The 21165-nt window shown below is 52.2% G+C and carries 18 protein-coding genes; 11 read left to right on the top strand and 7 right to left on the bottom strand.

The features are described 5' to 3' along the window. Nucleotides 1-218: 218 nt before the first annotated feature. The 6 genes from betB (at nucleotide 219) to msrA (ending at nucleotide 7597) form a co-directional block, all read left to right on the top strand. On the top strand, nucleotides 219-1673 hold the full coding sequence (gene betB / locus EHSB41UT_RS22145) for a betaine-aldehyde dehydrogenase (RefSeq protein ID WP_087113049.1): 1455 nt from the start codon (nucleotides 219-221) through the stop codon (nucleotides 1671-1673). Nucleotides 1674-1953: 280 nt separating this feature from the next. After that, nucleotides 1954-3630 (top strand): choline dehydrogenase, encoded by a 1677-nt coding sequence (gene betA, locus EHSB41UT_RS22140; RefSeq protein WP_087113048.1) that lies wholly within the window; start codon nucleotides 1954-1956, stop codon nucleotides 3628-3630. 126 nt (nucleotides 3631-3756) lie between these two features. Next, on the top strand, nucleotides 3757-4968 hold the full coding sequence (locus EHSB41UT_RS22135) for a BCCT family transporter (protein WP_087113047.1): 1212 nt from the start codon (nucleotides 3757-3759) through the stop codon (nucleotides 4966-4968). Between the two features lie 193 nt (nucleotides 4969-5161). After that, a complete protein-coding gene (hemG, locus tag EHSB41UT_RS22130; protein ID WP_242667395.1) occupies nucleotides 5162-5734 on the top strand; it encodes a menaquinone-dependent protoporphyrinogen IX dehydrogenase in 573 nt (190 codons plus the stop codon). Nucleotides 5735-6071: 337 nt separating this feature from the next. Beyond that, nucleotides 6072-6932, top strand: a complete 861-nt coding sequence (locus tag EHSB41UT_RS22125; protein ID WP_207626733.1) for a M23 family metallopeptidase — start codon at nucleotides 6072-6074, stop codon at nucleotides 6930-6932. Between the two features lie 38 nt (nucleotides 6933-6970). Continuing rightward, nucleotides 6971-7597 carry a peptide-methionine (S)-S-oxide reductase MsrA gene (gene msrA, locus EHSB41UT_RS22120; protein ID WP_087113044.1) on the top strand — a complete coding sequence of 209 codons (627 nt, stop codon included), beginning with the start codon at nucleotides 6971-6973 and terminating at the stop codon, nucleotides 7595-7597. Between the two features lie 39 nt (nucleotides 7598-7636). Here msrA and EHSB41UT_RS22115 read toward each other — a convergent pair whose 3' ends face one another. The 4 genes from EHSB41UT_RS22115 to EHSB41UT_RS22100 form a co-directional block, all read right to left on the bottom strand. Next, a complete protein-coding gene (locus tag EHSB41UT_RS22115; RefSeq protein WP_133060622.1) occupies nucleotides 7637-8695 on the bottom strand; it encodes a hypothetical protein in 1059 nt (352 codons plus the stop codon). 188 nt (nucleotides 8696-8883) lie between these two features. After that, nucleotides 8884-9981 (bottom strand): hypothetical protein, encoded by a 1098-nt coding sequence (locus EHSB41UT_RS22110; RefSeq protein ID WP_133060621.1) that lies wholly within the window; start codon nucleotides 9979-9981, stop codon nucleotides 8884-8886. A gap of 100 nt (nucleotides 9982-10081) precedes the next feature. After that, nucleotides 10082-12094 (bottom strand): bifunctional tRNA (5-methylaminomethyl-2-thiouridine)(34)-methyltransferase MnmC2/FAD-dependent 5-carboxymethylaminomethyl-2-thiouridine(34) oxidoreductase MnmC1, encoded by a 2013-nt coding sequence (mnmC, locus tag EHSB41UT_RS22105; protein WP_087113041.1) that lies wholly within the window; start codon nucleotides 12092-12094, stop codon nucleotides 10082-10084. Further along, on the bottom strand, nucleotides 12094-13074 hold the full coding sequence (locus EHSB41UT_RS22100; protein WP_087113040.1) for a tRNA-dihydrouridine synthase: 981 nt from the start codon (nucleotides 13072-13074) through the stop codon (nucleotides 12094-12096). Before EHSB41UT_RS22100 ends, mnmC begins: the two co-directional genes overlap by 1 nt. 348 nt (nucleotides 13075-13422) lie before the next feature. Here EHSB41UT_RS22100 and EHSB41UT_RS22095 point away from each other — a divergent pair, with 348 nt between their 5' ends. Further along, nucleotides 13423-14514, top strand: coding sequence for a hypothetical protein (locus tag EHSB41UT_RS22095; protein ID WP_133060620.1), 1092 nt, complete (start codon nucleotides 13423-13425; stop codon nucleotides 14512-14514). A gap of 21 nt (nucleotides 14515-14535) precedes the next feature. On the opposite strand, the gene EHSB41UT_RS22090 is transcribed toward EHSB41UT_RS22095, so the two are convergent. Next, a complete protein-coding gene (locus EHSB41UT_RS22090; RefSeq protein WP_087113038.1) occupies nucleotides 14536-15633 on the bottom strand; it encodes a calcium:cation antiporter in 1098 nt (365 codons plus the stop codon). A gap of 299 nt (nucleotides 15634-15932) precedes the next feature. Between EHSB41UT_RS22090 and EHSB41UT_RS22085 the strand changes: the two genes are divergently transcribed. The 3 genes from EHSB41UT_RS22085 (at nucleotide 15933) to EHSB41UT_RS22075 (ending at nucleotide 19367) form a co-directional block, all read left to right on the top strand. Beyond that, nucleotides 15933-16199 carry an OadG family protein gene (locus EHSB41UT_RS22085; protein ID WP_087113037.1) on the top strand — a complete coding sequence of 89 codons (267 nt, stop codon included), beginning with the start codon at nucleotides 15933-15935 and terminating at the stop codon, nucleotides 16197-16199. Nucleotides 16200-16264: 65 nt separating this feature from the next. Next, on the top strand, nucleotides 16265-18046 hold the full coding sequence (oadA, locus tag EHSB41UT_RS22080; RefSeq protein ID WP_087113036.1) for a sodium-extruding oxaloacetate decarboxylase subunit alpha: 1782 nt from the start codon (nucleotides 16265-16267) through the stop codon (nucleotides 18044-18046). A gap of 10 nt (nucleotides 18047-18056) precedes the next feature. Next, nucleotides 18057-19367 (top strand): sodium ion-translocating decarboxylase subunit beta, encoded by a 1311-nt coding sequence (locus EHSB41UT_RS22075; RefSeq protein ID WP_087113035.1) that lies wholly within the window; start codon nucleotides 18057-18059, stop codon nucleotides 19365-19367. Between the two features lie 102 nt (nucleotides 19368-19469). On the opposite strand, the gene EHSB41UT_RS22070 is transcribed toward EHSB41UT_RS22075, so the two are convergent. After that, a complete protein-coding gene (locus tag EHSB41UT_RS22070; protein WP_087113034.1) occupies nucleotides 19470-19943 on the bottom strand; it encodes a hypothetical protein in 474 nt (157 codons plus the stop codon). 343 nt (nucleotides 19944-20286) lie between these two features. Between EHSB41UT_RS22070 and pflA the strand changes: the two genes are divergently transcribed. Then, entirely contained in the window at nucleotides 20287-21015 is a 729-nt protein-coding gene (pflA, locus tag EHSB41UT_RS22065) for a pyruvate formate-lyase-activating protein (RefSeq protein WP_087113033.1), read from the top strand. Nucleotides 21016-21069: 54 nt separating this feature from the next. Here the strand turns inward: pflA and EHSB41UT_RS22060 are convergent. Next, nucleotides 21070-21165, bottom strand: a 96-nt coding sequence (locus tag EHSB41UT_RS22060; protein WP_165767133.1) for an IS3 family transposase, incomplete at its 5' end; no start/stop codon positions are given.

The raw sequence follows: 21165 nt of genomic DNA, 5'->3' as shown, positions 1-21165 counted from the left end.
ATACCGCAGGCCAGAGGGCGGCAGTGATTGAAAGTTAGAGTTCAAATCTTTATAGTTGTAAAAATTATTAAAGCAAAAACACATAATTTATGACTGTTGGTCTTCAGCTGATTTCTCTTCTCCATTTCATTCCTTTCCTGCATTCAGGGTAAAACGCCCTAAGACCCTCTAACAGTCATACCACCAAGAAAAGTAACCAGAAAATTTGGGAGCTCCCTATGCGCCTCAGAAGTTTTATTGATGGCGAATATGTATCGAACACCACCGGGGAAACCTTTGCGGTCATTAATCCGGGAACCGGTCAGGAGATTGGCCAGGCCGAGGTGGCCGATGCCGTCCTGCAGGAGCAGGCGATTAATAGTGCCCAAAAAGGATTTGAACAGTGGTCCACGCTGACCGGCATGGAGCGCAGCCGCATTTTGCAAAAAGCTGTGGCTCTGCTGCGCGAACGTAATGATGAACTGGCAGCTATTGAAGTCAGTGATACCGGCAAGCCCTGGCAGGAAGCCTCTGTCGTTGATGTTGTCACCGGGGCTGATTCCATCGAGTTCTTCGCCGGACTTGCGCCGTCTATTGAAGGTAATCAGCAGGATCTGGGTGGTGATTTTTACTACACCCGTCGTGAACCGCTGGGCATCTGTGCCGGCATTGGTGCCTGGAACTATCCCCTGCAGATTGCCTGCTGGAAGTCAGCACCGGCTCTGGCCTGCGGTAACAGCATGATCTTCAAGCCCTCGGAAGAAACCTCTCAGAGCGCGTTGAAGCTGGCAGAGATCTTTATCGAAGCCGGTGTACCGACCGGTGTGTTTAACGTGGTCTTGGGAGATGGCAAGGTCGGTGCCTGGTTGTCCAACCATCCGGCGATTGCCAAGGTGTCGTTTACCGGCGAAGTCGGTACCGGCAAGAAGGTGATGGCAGCTTCGGCTTCCTCCCTGAAAGAAGTGACCATGGAGCTGGGAGGCAAGTCCCCGCTGATTATCTTTGATGATGCCGATCTCGATGAGGCCGTCTCCGCCGCAATGCTGGGCAACTTCTATACCCAGGGGGAAATCTGCACCAACGGTACCCGGGTGTTTGTTCACAGCTCTATCTACGATGCCTTTGTTGAGAAGCTGCTGAAGCGCACCCAGGAAAATATTCTGGCGGGTGACCCTATGAATCCGGCCACCAACTTTGGCGCGCTGATCTCCGCCAAACACCGCCAGGTGGTGATGGACTTTATTCAGTCAGGGATTGACGACGGAGCAACGCTACTGACCGGTGGCAAAGCGTTAACGCCAAGGGGCTGCGAGCAGGGCTTCTTTGTTGAACCGACCATCTTTGCAGACTGCCATGATGAGATGACCATCGTGCAGCGGGAAATCTTTGGTCCGGTGATGGCGCTGCTGACTTTTGACGATGAAGCAGAAGTCATCCAGCGCGCCAACAATACCGAGTACGGTCTGGCAGCTGGCGTGTACACCAATGATATTCGCCGTGCCCATCGGGTGATTCACAAATTGCAGGCCGGTATCTGCTGGATTAACAGTTATGGTCTGTCGCCTGCGGAAATGCCGGTCGGTGGTTACAAACAGTCTGGCCTCGGCCGGGAGAACGGGGTTGAGACCCTGCGTCACTACACCCAGCTGAAATCGGTTTATGTGGGTATGAACCCGCTGGAAAGCCCGTTTTAATGTTAGGGCGTGTTGAGGTTTTGTGATGCGGCTCAGTGAGACTGGAAGCCGCTCATCGTTAGAAAGGCTTGTGAAAATCGTAGTTGCCCTACATTGAGCAAGCCTGACGCAGCGAGGAGCGGCTTCCAGCCTCACCCGAAGGGCTTTCCCGAGAGCTTCCATGGCGTCGTTGCAGCGATTTGAAAGGCAACAAGCATTCCTGCATCGCTGCGCCTAGCCCTGAAAACTCTCGGGAAAGCTGAGCGCGATCACAAAGCCTCAACACGCCCTAGGAGGCAGAATGACAGATTACGATTATATTATTGTCGGTGCCGGCTCAGCGGGATGTGTCCTGGCGAACCGTCTGACCGAAGACGCAACCAACCGGGTGCTGTTGCTGGAAACCGGTGGCAGCGACAAGAGCATCTTTATCCAGATGCCGACCGCGCTCTCGATTCCCATGAATACCGAAAAGTATGCCTGGCAGTTCGAGACCGAGCCGGAACCTTTCTTGGATAACCGTCGTATGCACTGCCCGCGGGGCAAGGTACTCGGTGGTTCTTCCTCCATTAATGGCATGGTGTATGTGCGTGGTCATGCCAAAGACTTTGATGAGTGGCAGCAGCACGGTGCGCAAGGCTGGGATTATGCCAACTGCCTGCCTTACTTCCGTAAAGCTGAGACTTGGGCCTTTGGCGGTGATGACTACCGTGGCGACAGTGGCCCGCTGGGCGTGAACAACGGTAACGAGATGAAGAATCCGCTGTATCCCACCTTTATCAAGGCAGGTGTTCAGGCGGGTTATCAGGAAACCGGTGATTATAACGGTGAGCGGCAGGAAGGTTTCGGCCCCATGCACATGACCGTGAAAAACGGACGTCGCTGGTCAACCGCAAATGCCTACCTGCGCCCGGCGATGAAACGCCCGAATCTGACCGTGATGACTCACGCTCTGGTGCATAAAGTGCTTCTGGAAGGCAAAACCGCTAAAGGCGTACGCTTTGAGAAGGGCGGCAAGGTGCAGGATGTGAAGGCTTCTAAAGAAGTGATTCTGTCGGCCGGTTCTGTTGGCTCCCCGCATATTCTGCAACTGTCCGGTATTGGCCCGAAAGCAGTGCTGGAAGAGGCGGGTATTGAACTCAAACACGAACTGCCGGGTGTGGGTGAAAACCTGCAGGATCATCTGGAGTTTTACTTCCAGTTCAAGTGTGAGCAGCCCATCACCCTGAACGGCAAGCTTAACCTGTTCAGCAAAGGCTTGATTGGCACCGAATGGATTCTGAATAAGTCCGGACTGGGCGCGACCAATCACTTTGAATCCTGTGGCTTTATCCGCTCCAAAGAGGGCGTTGAGTGGCCGGACCTGCAGTACCACTTCCTGCCTGCTGCCATGCGTTACGATGGTCGCAGTGCCTTTGATGGTCATGGCTTCCAGGTGCATATCGGCCATAACAAGCCGAAAAGCCGGGGCTGGATTCGCGCTCGCAGTGCTGATCCGAAAGACAAGCCAACCATCCAGTTTAATTACCTGGAGCGGGAAGAGGATCGTGAAGGCTTCCGCGCCTGTGTTCGTCTGACCAGGGAAATTATCAATCAGCCAGCCTTTGACGCCTATCGCGGTGATGAAATTCAACCGGGTGCGGCAGTGCAGACCGATGATGAGATTGATGCGTTTGTACGACAGGCGGTTGAGAGTGCCTACCATCCGTCCTGCTCGTGCCCGATGGGTACGGATGCCATGGCAGTGGTAGACCCGGAAGCACGGGTGCACGGCATTGAACGACTGCGGGTGGTGGATTCCTCCATCTTCCCGACCATTCCCAACGGTAACCTTAACGCGCCGACCATTATGGTGGCCGAGCGGGCGGCGGATTTGATTCGCGGAAAGGTATTGCCGGCTGCGGATGTGAAGGTCGGAATGGATGATCAGTGGCAAACACGTCAGCGTGAAGGTCAGCCTGAGCGTCAGGTCGGCTAATAAAGAAAAATAAGAGCCCGCCACGGATGGCAGGAAAGACACTGGCTATCAGAATAAGAACAAAAGATAGCGTGAACGGATTCTACCAGTCGTCTGATAACGAATAATAAACAAGTGGAGTGATCTATGACTGCCTGGTTATCGGCCGGTTTAATATTTACCTTTTTAATGGTGCTGTTCTTTATTGCGCGCTGGGGCGGTGTTCGTGCCGTCGGTCAGACGCCGGTGAAAACACTCACCTTCCTCGCCATTCTCTTTACTTCCGGGCTGGATGTGGGACTGATTATGTTTCCGCTGACCGAGTTTGGCGGCTATGCCGATACGGCAGCCAATCCTGAGTATGCTTTTACCAACCCGCTGGCGATTGAATTCGGTTTCTGGGGCTTTTTGATCTGGGCCTTTTACTTCCTGACCTGTTTCTATTTCTGCATTATTGAACCGAAGGTCAAGTTCTTTGAAATTCCGCTGGTTAAGCGCATCAACAACGCCATTATTATCGGTACCTGTGCGTTTACCGCTTATCTGCTGCTGATCAACCTGCCGTGGTACCTGCCGCAACTGGGTGATGGTAAAACGATTGTGCCGGCCTTCTACGGCATTGTCTTTATGGCGATTGCCTTTGCTGTGTATTCCAGCACCAGCCTGCGTTATGTACGTTTCCTGAGTCTGGCAACCAGCCTGCTGTTCCTGGGTCTGATCGGCTTCATGTGGTACGGCGCGGTGACCTCCGAGCAAGGCAGTGTTGCTGAGTGGGCCTCTTCCCTGACGCTGCTGGGCGGCTACTTTGCCAATATCGAGAAGTTCGCCCTGCCAATGAACGATTACCATGAGTTCTACCTGTTCTGGTGGTTCTCCTGGAGCATTATGATCGGTCAGTTTACTGCCCGCTTTGTCGGTGGCCTGAGTGCACGACAGTTGTTTGCCGCTATGCTGGTGGTGCCGTCTATTCCGCTGGCCCTGTGGTTCTCGGTACTGTACTACTACCATACCCACAGCCTGGACACGTCCGGTATCTATAACCTGGCCATGGTGATTGTCGGGGTAACGTTTGTAATCAACTCACTGGACTCTCTGATCCGTCTGTATACCGATAACCTGAATATGACTGTCGCCCGCCTGGGTAAGTCAAAGTATATCTGGGGCAATATCGCTCTGATGAGTGTACTGACGCTGTTGTTCCAGCTGAACTTCCTGCAGATCCAGTGGGTAGGCGCTATTGTGATCGGTCTGTTCTTCAGCTGCTTTGGCTATATCCTCCTGCGCAAGCTCAAGCCGGTTATGGCGATTGAGCCGGAAGAGGATGTTAAGGTTGACTATCGCAAGATAGAAACGGCCTGATTCTAAATCGGTGTTTTCGGAAAGGCTGTTACTCGTTAACAGCCTTTTTTGTTTACGGTGACTTCACTGTTTGGTGGGCTAAAATTAGCCAGCCTCCATTGTGTTGACTGCGGTCAACACGCATTCGCTTTTGTAAAGGCGACAATCATCGGCAATAAAAAGACTATTTGATCCGATGTTCAGGAGTAGCCCCGTGGCATCCCACCTTATTTTGTATGCAACCCGTGACGGGCAGACCCAGCGGATCGCCGAATGTATTAGTCAGCAGCTGCAGGAGGGCGGTCTGTCTGTGGAGTTGGTGAACCTGAATGATGGCGTTGAGGTTGATCTGACCCGTTATGACTCCGTACTGATCGGTGCTCCTATTCGCTATGGTCATCACCTGAAGGTAGTGCGTCGGTTTATCGACCGGAACCTGTTACAGCTCAGCCATATGCCCTGCGGCTTTTTCAGTATTAACCTGACGGCCCGCAAGCCTGAAAAACAGGATCCGGATACCAACCGTTATATGCAGAAGTTTCTGAGTAAAAGTCTGTGGAAGCCTGGTTACCTGGGTGTTCTTGCGGGTTCGCTGCAGTACAGCCGTTATGCATGGTATGACCGGCTTATGATCCAGCTGATTATGAAAATTACCGGTGGCAGTACCGATAGCTCCGTGGATGTCGAATACACCAACTGGGAGCGGGTGAAGGGTTTTGCCCAGGGCTATGGCGAGTATCTTCAGTCAGCGTGTGAGTCTGGAGAGGCAGAGAAGGTTACCGAATAACAACTGAATGATAAGGGGCGTGACGATCGCCCCTTAGTTGTTCTCAGTCAGAGCTATTTATCAGGATCAGACCGTTTCTTTCTCTATATCGGAGAACAGTCCCAGCAACATTCCAGCGCCAAAACAGAGCGGGAACAGCAGCGAAAAGCCAAAAATAAAAAAGACAATAGGTGGCGTGGTGATCATGGATCGTCCTGTGTTTTGTTTCTGTGGACAGGTTTTCATAATATAGGGATATACCGTATCTGTCAGATATTCTTTCCGGGCTTCAGGGTGCCCTTTTATGTTTCAGTGTTCAGGACGAATAACCGCCGGACTTAAGGCGGCAGGTTATCTTATGGCAGTAACATTTCTGCCCTGGGCCACCTCAGCAGGTGCCCAGCCTCAAACACCTGCGAAGCCACCGTTGTTGCAGCCTGCGCAGGCATTAACCCAGGGTAGTCTTTTCCTGGGCAAGACTGATCCGGCCAACACTGTCCTGTATAAAGGCGAGCCGGTTATGCTCACGCCTCAGGGACATTTTGTGATCGGCTTTGGTCGTGATGCCGTATTGGAGCAGAGCTACAGCATTCGTACGGTGGCAGGTGAATCCACTTCTTACTCTTTAACGTTATCTCCTCGGGAATACCGGATTCAGAAGATTGAAGGGGTGGAGCAAAAGTATGTGACGCCGCCGAAAGAGCGACTGGATCGTATTCGCGATGATAATCGCCAGATTGGTGAAGCCCGCTCAGTACGCACGGAGCAGGCCCATTTTCTGGAAGGCTTTTTACAGCCGGTGGATGGTCCAATCACCGGGGTATACGGAAGCCAGCGCTACTTTAACGGCAAGCCTCGTCGGCCACATTACGGCCTGGATTACGCGGCTCCGGTTGGTGCACCGGTGCTGGCACCGGCCGGTGGTAAGGTAGTACTGGCACATCCGGATATGTATTTTTCCGGTGGGACATTGATTGTTGACCATGGCATGGGTGTGAACAGCAGCTTTTTACATCTCAGCAAGCTGACGGTGAAAGAAGGTGATGTGGTGACCCAGGGCCAGAAGATTGCCGAAGTCGGCGCCACTGGTCGCGTGACAGGTGCACATCTGGATTGGCGGATTAACTGGGGCAGTGTGCGGTTGGACCCGGCATTGGTGATGGAGGCTTTTCCTGCTCTACCTGCCGAAAGCACGGCTGCCGGAAGTAAGAAGCCCTGAGAGATATTGAGACAGACCCAGCAGATAGGAGTGGTACGATGGCTGGCAAGACGGAAATGATTACAGTAGAACAGGCCCTTCCGGGCTCTGCAGAACCAATGCAGGTGACAGAAGAGCATGTGGTGTTTCATCGCAGCCTGTTGCCGCCCTGGCCGGACAATATGCAGGTGGCCGTATTTGGTATGGGATGTTTCTGGGGCGTTGAACGTTTGTTCTGGCAGCAGCCCGGCGTGTACCTGACCATGGTTGGCTATGCCGGTGGTTTTACCGAGAACCCGACCTATGAGCAGGTTTGCTCCGGTGATACCGGCCATGCCGAAGTTGTGAGGGTGGTGTTTGATCCTGCTGAAATCTCTTACAGGCAACTACTGGCACTGTTCTGGGAGCAGCATAATCCAACTCAGGGAATGCGACAGGGGAATGATATCGGTACCCAGTATCGTTCGGTGATCTTTACCGATTCAGCAGAACAGGAGCAACAGGCTCGTGAAAGCCTTGAGCGTTTCCAGGCTGGTTTGGCAGAGCAGGGACTGGGTACGATTACTACGGATATTGAACCGATGGCACCGTTTTATTACGCCGAAACCTATCATCAGCAGTATTTGGCCCGTAATCCAGAGGGGTACTGTGGGCTGAAAGGTACCGGGGTGGTTTGCCCGATCTAATTGCACGATTTCTCTATAGCCTGTGCTGAATGGCGCAGGTTACAGAGAGAGTCGAACCAGCATATTGCTATCGGTCTTGGGCTTTCGGGGGCAATAAAACTGATAGTAATAGTAAGAGAGCTGCCATTCCAGATAAAGAAATGTAACGGGGTTATGATCGTCTTGATAATAGACCGTGACTGTTGGTGCTTGAGCGAGAGGCAAACTGTCGGTACCAAGCAGGAAGGACCATTTGCCGTCAGCACAAATATCTACCTTTAAATTAAAACTCCGCTCGACTTGATTTCCATTCTGGTCAATAAAGATTGGAATTTTTCCTGATTCAATCGGACCCCGATCATAGCCACACTTCATTATAAAATCCCGGGGATTGTCTTTTGACTGAAAAAGGCAGGAGCTCGTTGTTGCAAAAAAGGCCTCTCCTAAAAAGGTATATTCCTTTGCGGGGCCTGCTTTCAGGTAGGGCGTTTGGAATCCGCTTACAGACGTGGTTGGGGAAGCCAGAGACATGGCCTGAATCAGATATTGGACGGATTGCAACTGTATATGACTTGCAGGGTTTTCATTAATATGGGTGATAAAGCGCTGCTGCAGTTTCGCCTCAGGGATGTTCGGAAAGTTTGCGCCACACTCACAAAGAAAATGTTTGTTACAACCCCTTACATGTTCAACAAGATGTTTTCGCTTGAGGGGCGGAATGCCGCACTTACCAGGGCAGTCAACAATTTCCTCCGGGCAGGTTTCCAGATGCTGATCAATATCCTTCATCGGTAAGCTATTATCCTGACAAGCGTTAGGACAAAAGAACTTCAAACCGGCAATAAACTGAGTATCGACAATTGATATGTCTTTGTTGAGAGGCCCCTGGCAGGTTGGGCAGAGTGCAGTTTGATTCGATTGCGTTTGCCACCGGTTAATACAACCTTTGCAGTACCGGTGTGAATTGGTACAAACCTTAACGGGTTTATCCATGAATAAATGACAGATACCACAGCCATAATCAGAATAGTCAGCGTTGGTACTTGTCGGGTCGAGTGAAAAGTCCCTTTCTCTGCAGGTGTAGTACAGTAATTCCGCCGATGAAATGGATGTGGCCATGTCGAGGACTCCACTAAACAGTTGTTGACTACCAGACACGTTAGAGTGCGGTAAGTCGGCAAGTTCAGTGAGTTTGGCTGGCGAGTTTGTCAGAATGTCTGACCGATGGTTTATCGGTCAGCTTCATTATCTCGCATTACTAAAGCGCTTTCGTGCGGCGAATCAGTTTCTGTCCCGAATGGCGCAGGTTACAGGGAGAGCCGAACCAGTATGTTTCCATCGGCGTCAGGCTGGAGGCCCCAGTACACTTCAGCGTAATAGTAAGTGAATTGCCACGCCCAACGAATAAAAGTAACGGGTTTATGATCTTCTTGGTGATAGACCGTTACAGACGGTGGTTGAGAGAGAAGCTCACCCTCGGTGCCAAGCTCTAAAGTCCATTTGTTCGTGTGCTGCATCTGTACCTTTAAATTAAAATGTCGCGCAAGCTTATTGCCGTTCTGGTCAATAAGCATGGGGATGCTTCCTGATTCAATCATTCCCCGATTGTAGGGGCACTTCATTATAAACTCCCGGGGATTGTCTTTTGACTGAAACAGATAGCGGCTCGTTGTTGCAGCAAAGGCTTCTCCTAAAATGGTCTGTTCCTTTGTGGGGTCTGTTTTCAGGTAGGGTGTTTGGAATCCGCTTTCTGGCGTAGTTGTGGGAGCCAGAGACAAAGCCTGAAGCAGGTATTGCATGGAGCGCAGCTGCATGTGTTTTGCAGGGTTTTCATAAATATGGGCTTTATAGCGCAGCTGCAGTTTCACTTCAGGGATATCCGGAAAGCTTTCACCGCATTCACACTGAAAGTGTTTGTTGCAATGCTTCACATGTTCAACAAGGTGTTTTCTCTTCAGAGGCGTAGTACCACATTCCCCTGGGCAATCAACGACTTCCTCCGGGCAGGTTTCCAGATGCTGATCAATATCCGTCATCGGTAGGCTACTGTCCTGACAACTGTTAGGGCAAAAGAACTTCAGGCCGGCAGTAAACTGAGCGTCGATAATTGATATGTCTTTATTGAGAGGCACTTTGCAGGTTGGGCAGAGTGCAGTTTGATTCGGTTGCGTTTGCCACTGGTGAATACAATCCAGACAGTAGCGGTGTGAATTTTTACAAACCTTAACGGGTTTACCCATAAATAAGTGACAGATACCACAGCCATAATCGGAATAGTCAGCTTTGGTGCTTGTCGGGTCGAGTTCAAAGTCCCTTCCTCTGCAGGTGTAGAACAGCACTTCAGACTGTGGAATGGGGGTGGCCATAGCAATAGCTCCACTAAACAGTTGTTGACTACCAGACACGTTAGAGTGCGGTAGGCCGGCAAGTTCAGGGAGTATGGCTGGCGAGTTTGTCAGAATGGCTGACCGATAGTTACTCGGTCAGCCTTATCGTTACAGGCTTTTAAAGGGCTTTCGTACCGCGAATCAGCTCCCGGGCTGGGAAACGTCCAGGGTGAAGGTCCGCAGCCAGAGTCTCAGGCAGTGGTGACAGTTCTCCGCAGATCTGGCTGGCCAGCAGTTCACCGCACAGAGGTGCAGTGATCAGGCCGCGTGACCCATGACCGGTATTGATATAGAGACCATCTAACCAAGGCACTTCGGCCTCAACTTTGGTCTTGGCGTTTTTGGCCAGTACCGCAAAGCGCTCCCGAAAGACTTCATTATCCATCACAGGTCCTACCATCGGTAGGTAGTCTGGTGTCGTGCAACGCCAGCCCACCTTACCGGGCAGGGTATCGACATTCAGATGCGCGAAGTCGAGAGCCTGAGCCATTGCGGGTGAGAAGTGGCTGATATTATCCAGATTCAGCTGGTGGTCGCTTGCCCGACAATGCTCTTCCGGATCATCAAAGTGGAAGGTTGCCCCGAGAGTGTGACGGCCATGGCTGGCTGGAGCGATATAGCCATCTTCACAGATTACCGTGCGCAGAGCTTCGCTGGCAGAGGTTGCCGGCACGGAAGTGATCTGGCCGCGAATCGCTTTCAAAGGCAGGTGGCTTGTCTGGTCCAGAGCGTTGGCATGATGACCACAGGCAATAATCACGACAGGTGTAGTGAGCGTCGTTTGGTCAGCCAGTGTCAGTTGCCAGTTGTCGTTGATGCGCTCCATTGCTGTAACTTCACAGTTACCCCGGAAGTGAATGTTGTTATGTGCCAGCAGCCAATTCACAAAGGCGGGTGGTTTAACCCAGCCGCCATCCTTGAAATAAAGACCATCCTGTTCAATGGCAATGCCAGCTCTATCCGAAAGCTCCTGCGCTGTCATCGGTTCCAGAAGTTCTTTATAACGCTGGCAGTCAACCAGCTTCTGCTGACGCAGCTGCTCTTTGTTCGAATCTGGCAGTTGAACCAGACCACACAACTGATAAAGGTCTTCTGGCGCTTCACCCAGCAGGTTCAGGGTATGCCGATACCCTTGAGTGACCAGTTGGGTGAGTGGTGTTGGATTGGCTGAAAGTCGGGTATAAAGCATGCCTTGCGGATTACCGGATGCGCCCAGGGCCGGTTGTGTGTTCTTGTCCACAACTGTCACCTGCCAGCCCCGTTCGGCCAGAGCTTTAGCCGTAGCCGCACCGGCCATGCCGGCACCAATAATGACTGCAGATTGATTGTGCGTCGTGGCCGGGATACGCGTCAGCCAGGGTTTGTTCGAGGATTCATTCTGAGGCTGACCTTCCGGAAAGATCTCACCGCAGATCATCTCCCGCTTGCGACCAAAGCCCGGTACTTTTTTTATGCTCATACCGCCGTCTTTCAGACCATCACGGACAATACGCGCCACGGTAAAGGTTGCGTAGGTGGCATCAGGAGCCGACTTGTCCGCAATATTGGTAAACAGTTCGGGCTGCCACATCTGTGGATTTTTGGAAGGTGCAAAGCCATCGAGGAACCAGGCATTGACCTTGCCATCAATCTGCGGGAAGGCGTTGTGAACATCATCCATCATCAGGGTAAGCTTGACCCGACCATCGGCAAAACTGCAGCGGTGAAAGCCCGGAATAGCACCGGGATACTGTTTGATCAGCTGATCGGCACTGTCTTTCAGCTCCGGCCAGAGTGCCAGCGCCTGAACCATATCGTCCCGGCTCAGGGGGAATTTCTCCACAGAGATAAAGTGCATTCGGGCTGAGGCAGGCGCATGTTCCAGAAAGCTGTGCCAGGCACACAAAAAGTTCAGGCCGGAGCCAAACCCAGTTTCACCAATTGTAAATACCTGACCATCGGTCAGGCTGGCAAAGCGGGCAGGCAACAGGTTCTGTTCGATAAAGACGTGACGGGTCTCTTCCAGTCCAGAGACCTTGGAAAAATAGACGTCGTCAAAGGCGCTGGAAATCGGCTGGCCGTTCTCATCCCAGCTAATTTCCGCACACTGCACCGGCTGGTTGTTGGTATTGGATTCGGATTGCGGCTTCATCAGGCAGCTTTCAGCTCATTCAAAATAGTGGTGGCGCAGGTGTGTCGTTTAATCACGTCAAACAGCTCAGAGGCTTCCTGATGACCTTTGCTCATCATGCGCAGCCACTGTTTCAGACGGTCGGCCAGGTACCGTTGCTGATGGGAGATACTGTACAAGTGCGCATCTTCATCGGGCAAGGTGGCCACGATTTCTGCAAACTGCTGCAGAATCGCTTTGGTATTGGCCCAGGTATCGATGGCATCGTGCGCTTCTCCGTTCAAAGACGCTTTGATTTCACTGCCCAGCAGAGGGCGGCTGACAGCACCGCGGCCAATCATAATATGTTCACAGCCACTGATTTCCCGGCAGCGCAGATAGTCATCGACGGTCCAGATCTCACCATTGGCAGTCAGCGGGATAGAGAGCTGTTCGCGAATCTCAGCCAGCTTGTCCCAGTGTGCGGGAGGGCGATAGCCTTCTTTGCGGGTACGGGCATGAATGGTCAGACCATTGGCTCCTGCCGCTTCAATGCCCTGGGCAATTTCCAGCGCTTGCTCGTCACTATCAAACCCCAGTCGCATTTTTGCGGTCACAGGGGTTTCCGCAGGTACCTGTCGGCGTACGGCACTGACCAGTTGATAGATGGTTTCCGGCTCTTTCAGCAGAGCTGCTCCGCCCTTGTGGCGGTTCACGGTCTTGGCCGGGCAGCCAAAATTGAGATCAACGCCGCGGCTTCCCAGACTGACCGCCTTGCAGGCATTGTCCGCAACCAGAGTCGGATGGTTGCCCAGAAACTGGGTATGCACCGGCGTGCCGCCCATGGTCTGGCTGCCATGACGCAGCTCCGGACACAGGCGGTAAAAAACGCTCTCAGGATACAGGGTGTCGGTGACCCGGATAAATTCGGTCACGCACAGATCATAGCCGCCAGTGCCGGTGATCAGCTGGCGGGTCAGGTAATCGGCAACGCCCTCCATGGGGGCAAGAGTGATAGTCACAGGCACAGGAATCTATAGCGAAATCAGGGCGCAATCCTAAGGTCTGACCAGCAAAAGTGCCAGTGTGGATAACATCCTTGTTAGCGCCTCGACTTTTATCGCAGCAGCCTCGAACCCGCTTATATTTCGGGTCTCTATATAAGGAAGGACTTTTCATGGAAGAAAGTAATGCCTGTTCATCGCCGTCGGACCTCTCATCAAAAGCATCATTGTTCGGGTGCCAAGCCTTATAGCAAACCGCCGCAGCCCAAAAGGCGTTCTCCTCATCAGTCGAGCATACAGAAGCAGGTTTCGGCCATTTTTTTACAGCGGGAAAAGAATTTAAGTCCTTCGATTCAGAGTTTGGAATTGAATTCCACACCGCTTTACCGGCGAAATATTCTTGCCCGCAAGGCCTGCCTGGATAAAGAAAAAATCTCTGCAGAGGCTTATCAGAAGGAGCAGGCGAGGGCATCAAAACTGCCATTGCAGCAGGATGACTTTTTACTATCCCTGAATGAGCCACATCTGTCGGCCAGAGCGGAAGAGTTGGATGATCTTTTTCAACGTGTTGGCCCGGAAGGCTTCGCCTGTAAAGAGCTGGGAACAGTGCTTGCTAATGCTGTGGTGTTGTTAAAGGACTGGCTGGATCAGGAGGATTGTTACGCAACAGAAGAACTCCAGGCTTTGATTACGTTGTTGGAAGGCTATCTGCTCAGTACAGAGAATTATGATTACCGAAGGGTTCATGCTCTGGTCATGCAGTTTCTGAATATTTGTGAAGAGTATGAGGCTGGGCTGGGTCATTCTGTTAAGCAGCGCTGCCAGAAAAAGCGGATAGCCGCTTTGATTGAAACCGACTTTATGGAGGTATACGCAGGAAGAGACGCTTTCAGAAGTAAACTCAAAGCTTTGGGCGTTTATGATCCACTGACGTACGACATGAGCCATCCTATGGACAGTTTATTTTTATTCTGGCCCAGTTTTCAGGCTTTACCGCTGACATTCTTTACCCGCTCCCTGCGCTATAACATAAAACCGATTGGAATTCTGGCTGCTCGCTGGGCCTTTCATGACGGTCGGCTCTTTCCGCGAAGCCTGTTTTATAGACATGACCGGTTTCATGCCAGACAACAGTCCCAAGGGCATATTACCGACCGTGACAGCAAGCAGACGCTGTTGGAAGCCAGGGAGCACGCTGTCGGAACAATTACCCAGGATAAAGATATCCAGCTAGCGATATGGTTGTTGCTGTTTACTGAGCATCATGAGGCCGCCCTGGATCTATTGAGCAGAGGGCAGTACGCAGCATCACTGGAGACTTTGGCGGATATGATAGAAGAACATGACCAGTTAACTAAAACCATCACGCCACTTCACCTTGAGGCCGGGAAGGTGATTCTGGATTATGTTGAGCCCCGTCTGCCAATGAGACGTTCACGACCAAAGCGCAGTTACTGAAGCCAGTCTTATTTCTCGTTGTTAGTCGAAGATCATTATGGTGTAACAGAAGAACAGGGTCAGATGGACCAGCCCCTGAATCATATTGCTGCGGGTCGAGGAAAAGTTCACCAGTGACACCAGCAAGGTAAGCAGCAGTAGAAGCGTATCAACATTGTTCAGGCCGAGAATAATGGTCTGTCCGGTGAAAATACCAATCAGCAGCACTGCCGGAATGGTCATGCCAATGGTTGCCAGTGCCGATCCCAGGCAGATATTAATAGACCGCTGTAGATTATTACCGAGCGCGGCACGAATCGCCGCCAGTCCTTCCGGTGACAACACCAGTAACGCCACCACCAGACCGCCGAGATCATTCGGTGCCTGCAGTTCGTGAATGGTGTAGTTCACAATCAGTGCGAGTTTTTTCGACAGAAAGATAATCGGCAGCATGTAAGCGACCAGCATCAGACTGTGCATTCCGGCAGAGTGGGTTGTTGGCGATGTGTGACCATCGTCTTTTTCCTCATCAAGGACAAAGTAGTTCTGGTGGCGCAGGGTCTGTATGCCGAGAAAGCTGATATAGAGCGTGGCATTCACAATGATCAGGAAGGCCTTCTGCTCCAGAGAGAAGGTACCGATACGGGTGGATTCAGTATAGTTCGGCAGTACCAGACCAATAATGGCCAAAGGAATTAACACGGCCAGAAAGGTATTGGCGCCCTGCAGATTAAACGACTGCTCGACATGTTTCAGTCCACCCAGCAGCAGCGATATCCCGACCAGCCCGTTGAGCACAATCATCAATACCGAGAACATCATATCCCGGCCGAGGGTTGGACTCTTACCGCCGGCCAGCATGACTGCAGAAATCATAATGACTTCAATGCTGATTACTGAGAGGGTCAGGATCAGCGTGCCGTAGGGTTCACCCAGCAGGCCGGCCAGATGATCCGCATGACGGACGACACCGAACGCCAGCCATAACATCACCAGAAACAGAGCAGCAAACAACAATCCGCTTAACCAGTGCGGGACGGTGGTCGTCATGGTATCGGGGGAAAGCGAAGAAAATACTGCGGCGCTGATCAGCCCGACCAACAGACCCAGTTCCTGCCCAAGCAAGGGAAGCCGTTTCATATCCGGTTACTTTTCTGGAAGGTGGCAAAAGCTTAGTGGTTAGCCGGGAATTGCGTTCACGGAAATTAATTGGCTGGTGTCGTGCGACAGGGGGGATAAAAAACAAACAAAAATATTTTCTGTGAATGTACGGTATTGCCGTAAAAAATACCGTGTCGTGCTGGGAATATTGCGTGGTATGGCTATTTCTGTAGAATAACTCGCGGACTTATAACCCAATATATCCAAAAAAATCGGCTGTCGAAGAGTGCCCCATCAGGCCTGTTCAGAACGGCAAAATAACCATAACAGGGTGTGCCATGTCCCAAGAAGCAGATCTTATCAATGAAGGCCTGTCGCTGATGATGTTCGGCATGGGCTTCGTGTTCGTTTTTCTGACGGTTCTGGTCTTCGCCACCAGTTTGATGTCGAAAATCACACTGGCCCTCGCGCCAATGGCACCGGAGAAGGCCACTCCGAATGCCCGCCCGTCTGTTGCTCCTGTTGCGTCTGATCCATCGTCTGATCCGGTCTTGTTGTCCGTGATTAACGAGGCTGTTCGCCAGCACCGTGCCCGCCGGCAGTAAGCCAGCTGCAGCACCAATAGACCCTAAGCGCCAGTTTCGGAATTTTTTCTGGGGGAATAATAAGGATGACCACGAATAAAGCGCCGCTTGGCATTACTGATGTCGTGCTACGTGATGCCCATCAGTCACTGTTTGCGACCCGTCTGCGTCTGGACGACATGTTACCTATTGCCGCCAAGCTGGATGAGATCGGTTACTGGTCTCTGGAGAGCTGGGGTGGAGCCACCTTTGACAGCTGTATTCGTTTTCTTGGGGAAGACCCGTGGGAGCGCCTGCGTGAGCTGAAGAAGGCCATGCCGAAAACCAAACAGCAAATGTTGCTGCGTGGTCAGAATCTGCTGGGCTACCGTCATTATGCGGACGATGTCGTTGACAAGTTTGTTGAGCGTGCCGTGGCCAACGGTATGGACGTGTTCCGTGTCTTCGATGCCATGAATGATCCCCGCAATCTTCAGCAGGCCATGAAGGCCGTTAAGAAGCAGGGCGCCCATGCTCAGGGCACAATCTCCTATACCACCAGTCCGGTTCACAATATGAACAACTGGATTGAGCTGGCCAAGCAGGTTGAAGATCTGGAAGCCGACTCCCTGTGTATCAAGGATATGGCTGGCATTCTGACCCCATACGACGCTTACGAGCTGGTTTCCCGTCTGAAGAAAGAGACGGACCTGGAAGTCCACCTGCATTGCCATGCGACAGCCGGTCTCTCTTCCATGACCCTGCTGAAGGCTATTGAAGCCGGTGTTGACCGGGTTGATACCGCGATCTCTTCCATGTCCATGACCTACGGACATTCCCCCACCGAATCCATCGTTGCTGCTCTGCAGGGCACCGAGCGTGATACCGGCCTGAACATCGAGAAGCTGGAAGAGATTGCCGCTTACTTCCGTGAAGTGCGGAAGAAGTACGCCAAGTTTGAAGGTGCGCTGCGTGGCGTTGACTCCCGTATTCTAGTCGCTCAGGTGCCGGGTGGCATGCTGACCAATATGGAAAGCCAGCTCAAAGAGCAGGGCGCAGCTGACAAGTTTGATGAAGTGCTGCAGGAAATCCCGCGGGTCCGTGAAGACTTGGGTTATATCCCGCTGGTGACGCCTACCTCCCAGATCGTAGGCACTCAGTCGGTACTGAATGTTCTGACCGGTGAGCGTTACAAGAGCATCTCCAAAGAAACCCAGGGCATTCTGAAAGGCGAGTATGGTGCCGCACCTGCGCCGTTTAATGCCGAGCTGCAGGCCCGGGTTCTGGATGGTGGTGAACCAGTTACCTGTCGTCCAGCTGACAAGATTGAGCCGGAAATGGCTCGTCTGGAAGAAGAAGTGCTGGCCGAAGCCAAGTCCAAGGGTATCAAACTTGCCGACAGTGCTATCGACGATGTGCTGACTGTCGCTCTGTTCCCGCAGATCGGTTACAAGTTCCTGGAAAACCGTGGTAACCCGGATGCCTTTGAGCCGGTACCGACCGGTCAGGAAATGGTTGCCAAGGATTCCGGCAAGCCTGAGGTTTACACCGTAAACGTCAATGGTGCCGAGTATGTGGTGGAAGTGGCTGATGGCGGTGATGTGTCCGGTATCAAGGCTGTCTCTACTGCTGCGGCGTCTGGTGCTCCGGCCCCGGCTGCTGTTCCTGCTGGTGGCGGTGATCCGGTACCTGCGCCTCTGGCCGGTAATATCTGGAAAGTGAATGTCCAGCCGGGTCAGGCTGTTCAGGAAGGCGACGTGGTTATTATTCTCGAAGCCATGAAGATGGAAACCGAGATCCGTGCGTCTAAATCCGGAACAGTTGGCAGTGTCTCCGTGAAAGAAGGCGACACTGTAGTTGTTGGCGATGAGCTGCTGACCATCGGATAAGGAGGCTGTTATGGATAAGTTAATGGCCCTGTGGACGGGCTCAGGCCTCTACAACATGGATGCCGGATCACTGACCATGATCGTGATCGGTTTCCTGCTGTTGTATCTGGCCATCCGCAAAAACTTCGAGCCACTGCTGCTGGTGCCGATCGGCTTTGGTGGCATTCTGGCCAACATCCCGGCAGCCGGTCTTGCCTACAGTGCTGTTGAGCAGCTGGCCCACGTTGGGTCGGCAGCACAACTGGATCAACTGGCAGCGGTTCTGGGAACTCAGTTCGAGAACTACAAGCAGATTCTGGATGTGTACTACTCCGCTCCGGCGGCAGTGAAGCTCACGGCAGAGCAGTTGGCCTCGGATCTGAATTATAACAACGGTATGTTGTATAACTTCTACTCCGTGGCTATCGGCAGTACCGTGGCACCGTTGCTTATTTTTATGGGCGTTGGTGCGATGACCGACTTCGGTCCGCTGCTGGCAAATCCAAGAACCCTGTTCCTGGGTGCGGCTGCACAGTTTGGTATCTTCGCAACCGTACTGGGTGCTGTGGGTATGTCTTCCCTGGGCTGGATGGATTTCTCCATCGAACAGGCAGCGGCGATTGGTATTATCGGCGGTGCTGACGGTCCAACCGCTATCTATGTGTCCAGTGTACTGGCTCCAGAGCTGCTGGGTGCGATCGCGGTAGCGGCCTACTCCTATATGGCACTGGTACCGATGATTCAGCCACCGATCATGAAGGCGCTGACCACCGAGAAAGAGCGTGCCATCGAGATGGTTCAGCTGCGCCCGGTGTCCAAGCTGGAAAAGATCATGTTCCCGCTGGTTCTGCTGGTGCTTGTAGCTCTGCTGCTGCCGGATGCGGCTCCGCTGCTGGGTATGTTCTGCTTCGGTAACCTGATGCGTGAGTGTGGTGTGGTGGATCGTCTGTCTGACACCGCTCAGAATGCGCTGATCAATACCGTAACCATCTTCCTGGGCCTGTCTGTCGGTTCCAAGCTGGTGGCTGACAAGTTCCTGAGCACCGAAACCCTCGGTATTCTGGCTCTGGGTATTGTTGCCTTCGCGATTGGTACTGCGGCCGGTGTTCTGATGGCCAAGCTGATGAATAAACTCAGCAAGACCCAGATCAACCCGCTGATTGGTTCTGCTGGTGTATCCGCTGTGCCTATGGCGGCGCGGGTATCCAACAAGGTTGGTTTGGAAGCGAACCCGCATAACTTCCTGTTGATGCACGCCATGGGACCAAACGTGGCTGGTGTTATCGGTTCTGCGGTTGCGGCGGGTGTGATGATTAAATATGTCTCTGCTATTGCAGGCTAATAATCATCTGACCTGATTGTATAAAGCGGTCGTATAGCTGCTCGTATAAACAAGAGGCCCTGTTTGTTAACAGGGCCTCTTGTTATTTGAACTTCTGCTTTCTCAGGATTCGCCGTCCTGATCATCAACACTGATCGCGCGACGCTTTTTATACGTCACTTTCGGCATAGCAGTGCCTTTACGATCCTGCGGCATGGCCAGTAGCGGACCGCTGGTATCCAGATCTTTGCCCTGACCACTCAGAATGCGACCCGTCTTAAATCCATTATAAGGACGGCGCTCTTCTCTGGCTGGTCGGTTGCTGTTCGGGCTGTTATTAAAACGGGGCGTCAGTTCTTTTTCCACCGTACGCGGAGCGAACTCTTCCCGGTTTTTGCGATTGGTAATTGGCTGACCGAACTGGTTGCGACGTTCGGGCTTTTTCGGTTTGGTTTCCTGAGTTTCCTGTGCGTTGTTCAGTCGCATTCGGTAGGGGTGACCATAACCACGTTTTCGACGCTGTTTGCTGTCCGTAGGTTCGGGTGGTTTCAAGCCGGTAAACTCTTCATAAACCGTCTCATAGAGGTACTTGCTCATGTCGTCCTCCAAGATATGACGTCCTTTAACTGTTAAAGTCTTTATGGCGCCGAATACTAGACAATGCCTTACAAGGCAAACATAGGTAACACTACCTAACAGTTATTGGTGTGATCTGGGCCGGTCGCTCAGCGGATGTGAATGTACCTGCCGAGTTGCAGTGAGTGCGTAATTATTGGTCATGGCTCATCGTTCGCCATTTTATTTATCTATTGGGAAAGGAGTACAAATAGCCTTATCTTTCGCTTGAGCGTTGATCGGCTCGGGAGTAGGATTGCCAGCCATTTCTGCTTCGCGTGTTTATTCTTTGCGAAGTACTTGTCTTGTTTTGTCTGGAGTCGCCATGCTCGGTCGTATTCACTCCACTGATTCTTTTGGCACAGTTGACGGTCCGGGAATACGCTTTGTTGTATTCATGCAGGGCTGTGTCATGCGCTGCCGTTACTGCCACAATCGTGATACCTGGGCTCTCAATGAGGGTGGCCAGATGGTGACGGTTGATGAGCTGATGAAAAAAATTCTTTCGGTTCGACACTTCCTGACGGGTGGAATAACCGTGTCCGGTGGGCAGCCTTCCCTGCAACCTGAATTTGTCACGGAGCTGTTCCGGGCCTGTCGTAAGGAAGGCATTCACACTTGTCTTGATACCAATGGCTATGTGAAGGGCATCAGCCCGGCCATGGCTGATCTGGTTGATGCAACAGACCTTCACCTTCTGGATATCAAGCATATGGATAACGATATGCACCAGAAGCTGACCTTTGTGAAGAACGACCGCGTACTCAGCTTCGCTCGCTATCTGCAGGAACAGAACAAGCCGACCTGGGTGCGGTATGTCGTGGTTGAAGGCTATACGACTAAGGAAGAGTATGCTGAGCAGCTGGCAGACTTTGTGGCCCCGATGAAGAACGTGGAGAAGGTTGAACTGTTGCCTTACCACTCACTGGGTAAGCACAAGTGGGACATCATGAAAGATGAGTATGAGCTCACGGATGTGAAGCCGCCTTCAGAAGAGTTGATGAAGCGTCTGCAGAATATCTTCCTGGAGCGTGGTATCAACGCTATTTACTAAATTGCAAAAAAGCCGCTGTGAATTGAAGTGACCCCATAAAGTTGGACACTTTGGTTAAGCGGCTTGCAAGGCCTGACTTCGGCACTCCGCCGGCGTCAGGCCTTTTAGTTTCACCTTGATACGTCGCGTATTGTAATACGTGATGTATTC

The sequence above is a fragment of the Parendozoicomonas haliclonae genome (assembly GCF_900174585.1).
GTDB lineage: Bacteria > Pseudomonadota > Gammaproteobacteria > Pseudomonadales > Endozoicomonadaceae > Sansalvadorimonas > Sansalvadorimonas haliclonae.
Note: the sequence above shows the minus strand (reverse complement) of the source record. Positions and strands in the feature narration are given on the sequence as shown.

Coding starts and splice junctions, on each gene's coding strand:
- EHSB41UT_RS22085 (WP_087113037.1), top strand. CDS start 15,933: ATGTCCCAAGAAGCAGATCTTATCAATGAAGGCCTGTCGCTGATGATG.
- EHSB41UT_RS22070 (WP_087113034.1), bottom strand. CDS start 19,943: ATGAGCAAGTACCTCTATGAGACGGTTTATGAAGAGTTTACCGGCTTG.
- EHSB41UT_RS22135 (WP_087113047.1), top strand. CDS start 3,757: ATGACTGCCTGGTTATCGGCCGGTTTAATATTTACCTTTTTAATGGTG.
- EHSB41UT_RS22115 (WP_133060622.1), bottom strand. CDS start 8,695: ATGGCCACATCCATTTCATCGGCGGAATTACTGTACTACACCTGCAGA.
- betB (WP_087113049.1), top strand. CDS start 219: ATGCGCCTCAGAAGTTTTATTGATGGCGAATATGTATCGAACACCACC.
- pflA (WP_087113033.1), top strand. CDS start 20,287: ATGCTCGGTCGTATTCACTCCACTGATTCTTTTGGCACAGTTGACGGT.
- mnmC (WP_087113041.1), bottom strand. CDS start 12,094: ATGAAGCCGCAATCCGAATCCAATACCAACAACCAGCCGGTGCAGTGT.
- oadA (WP_087113036.1), top strand. CDS start 16,265: ATGACCACGAATAAAGCGCCGCTTGGCATTACTGATGTCGTGCTACGT.
- msrA (WP_087113044.1), top strand. CDS start 6,971: ATGGCTGGCAAGACGGAAATGATTACAGTAGAACAGGCCCTTCCGGGC.
- betA (WP_087113048.1), top strand. CDS start 1,954: ATGACAGATTACGATTATATTATTGTCGGTGCCGGCTCAGCGGGATGT.
- EHSB41UT_RS22075 (WP_087113035.1), top strand. CDS start 18,057: ATGGATAAGTTAATGGCCCTGTGGACGGGCTCAGGCCTCTACAACATG.
- EHSB41UT_RS22125 (WP_207626733.1), top strand. CDS start 6,072: ATGGCAGTAACATTTCTGCCCTGGGCCACCTCAGCAGGTGCCCAGCCT.
- EHSB41UT_RS22090 (WP_087113038.1), bottom strand. CDS start 15,633: ATGAAACGGCTTCCCTTGCTTGGGCAGGAACTGGGTCTGTTGGTCGGG.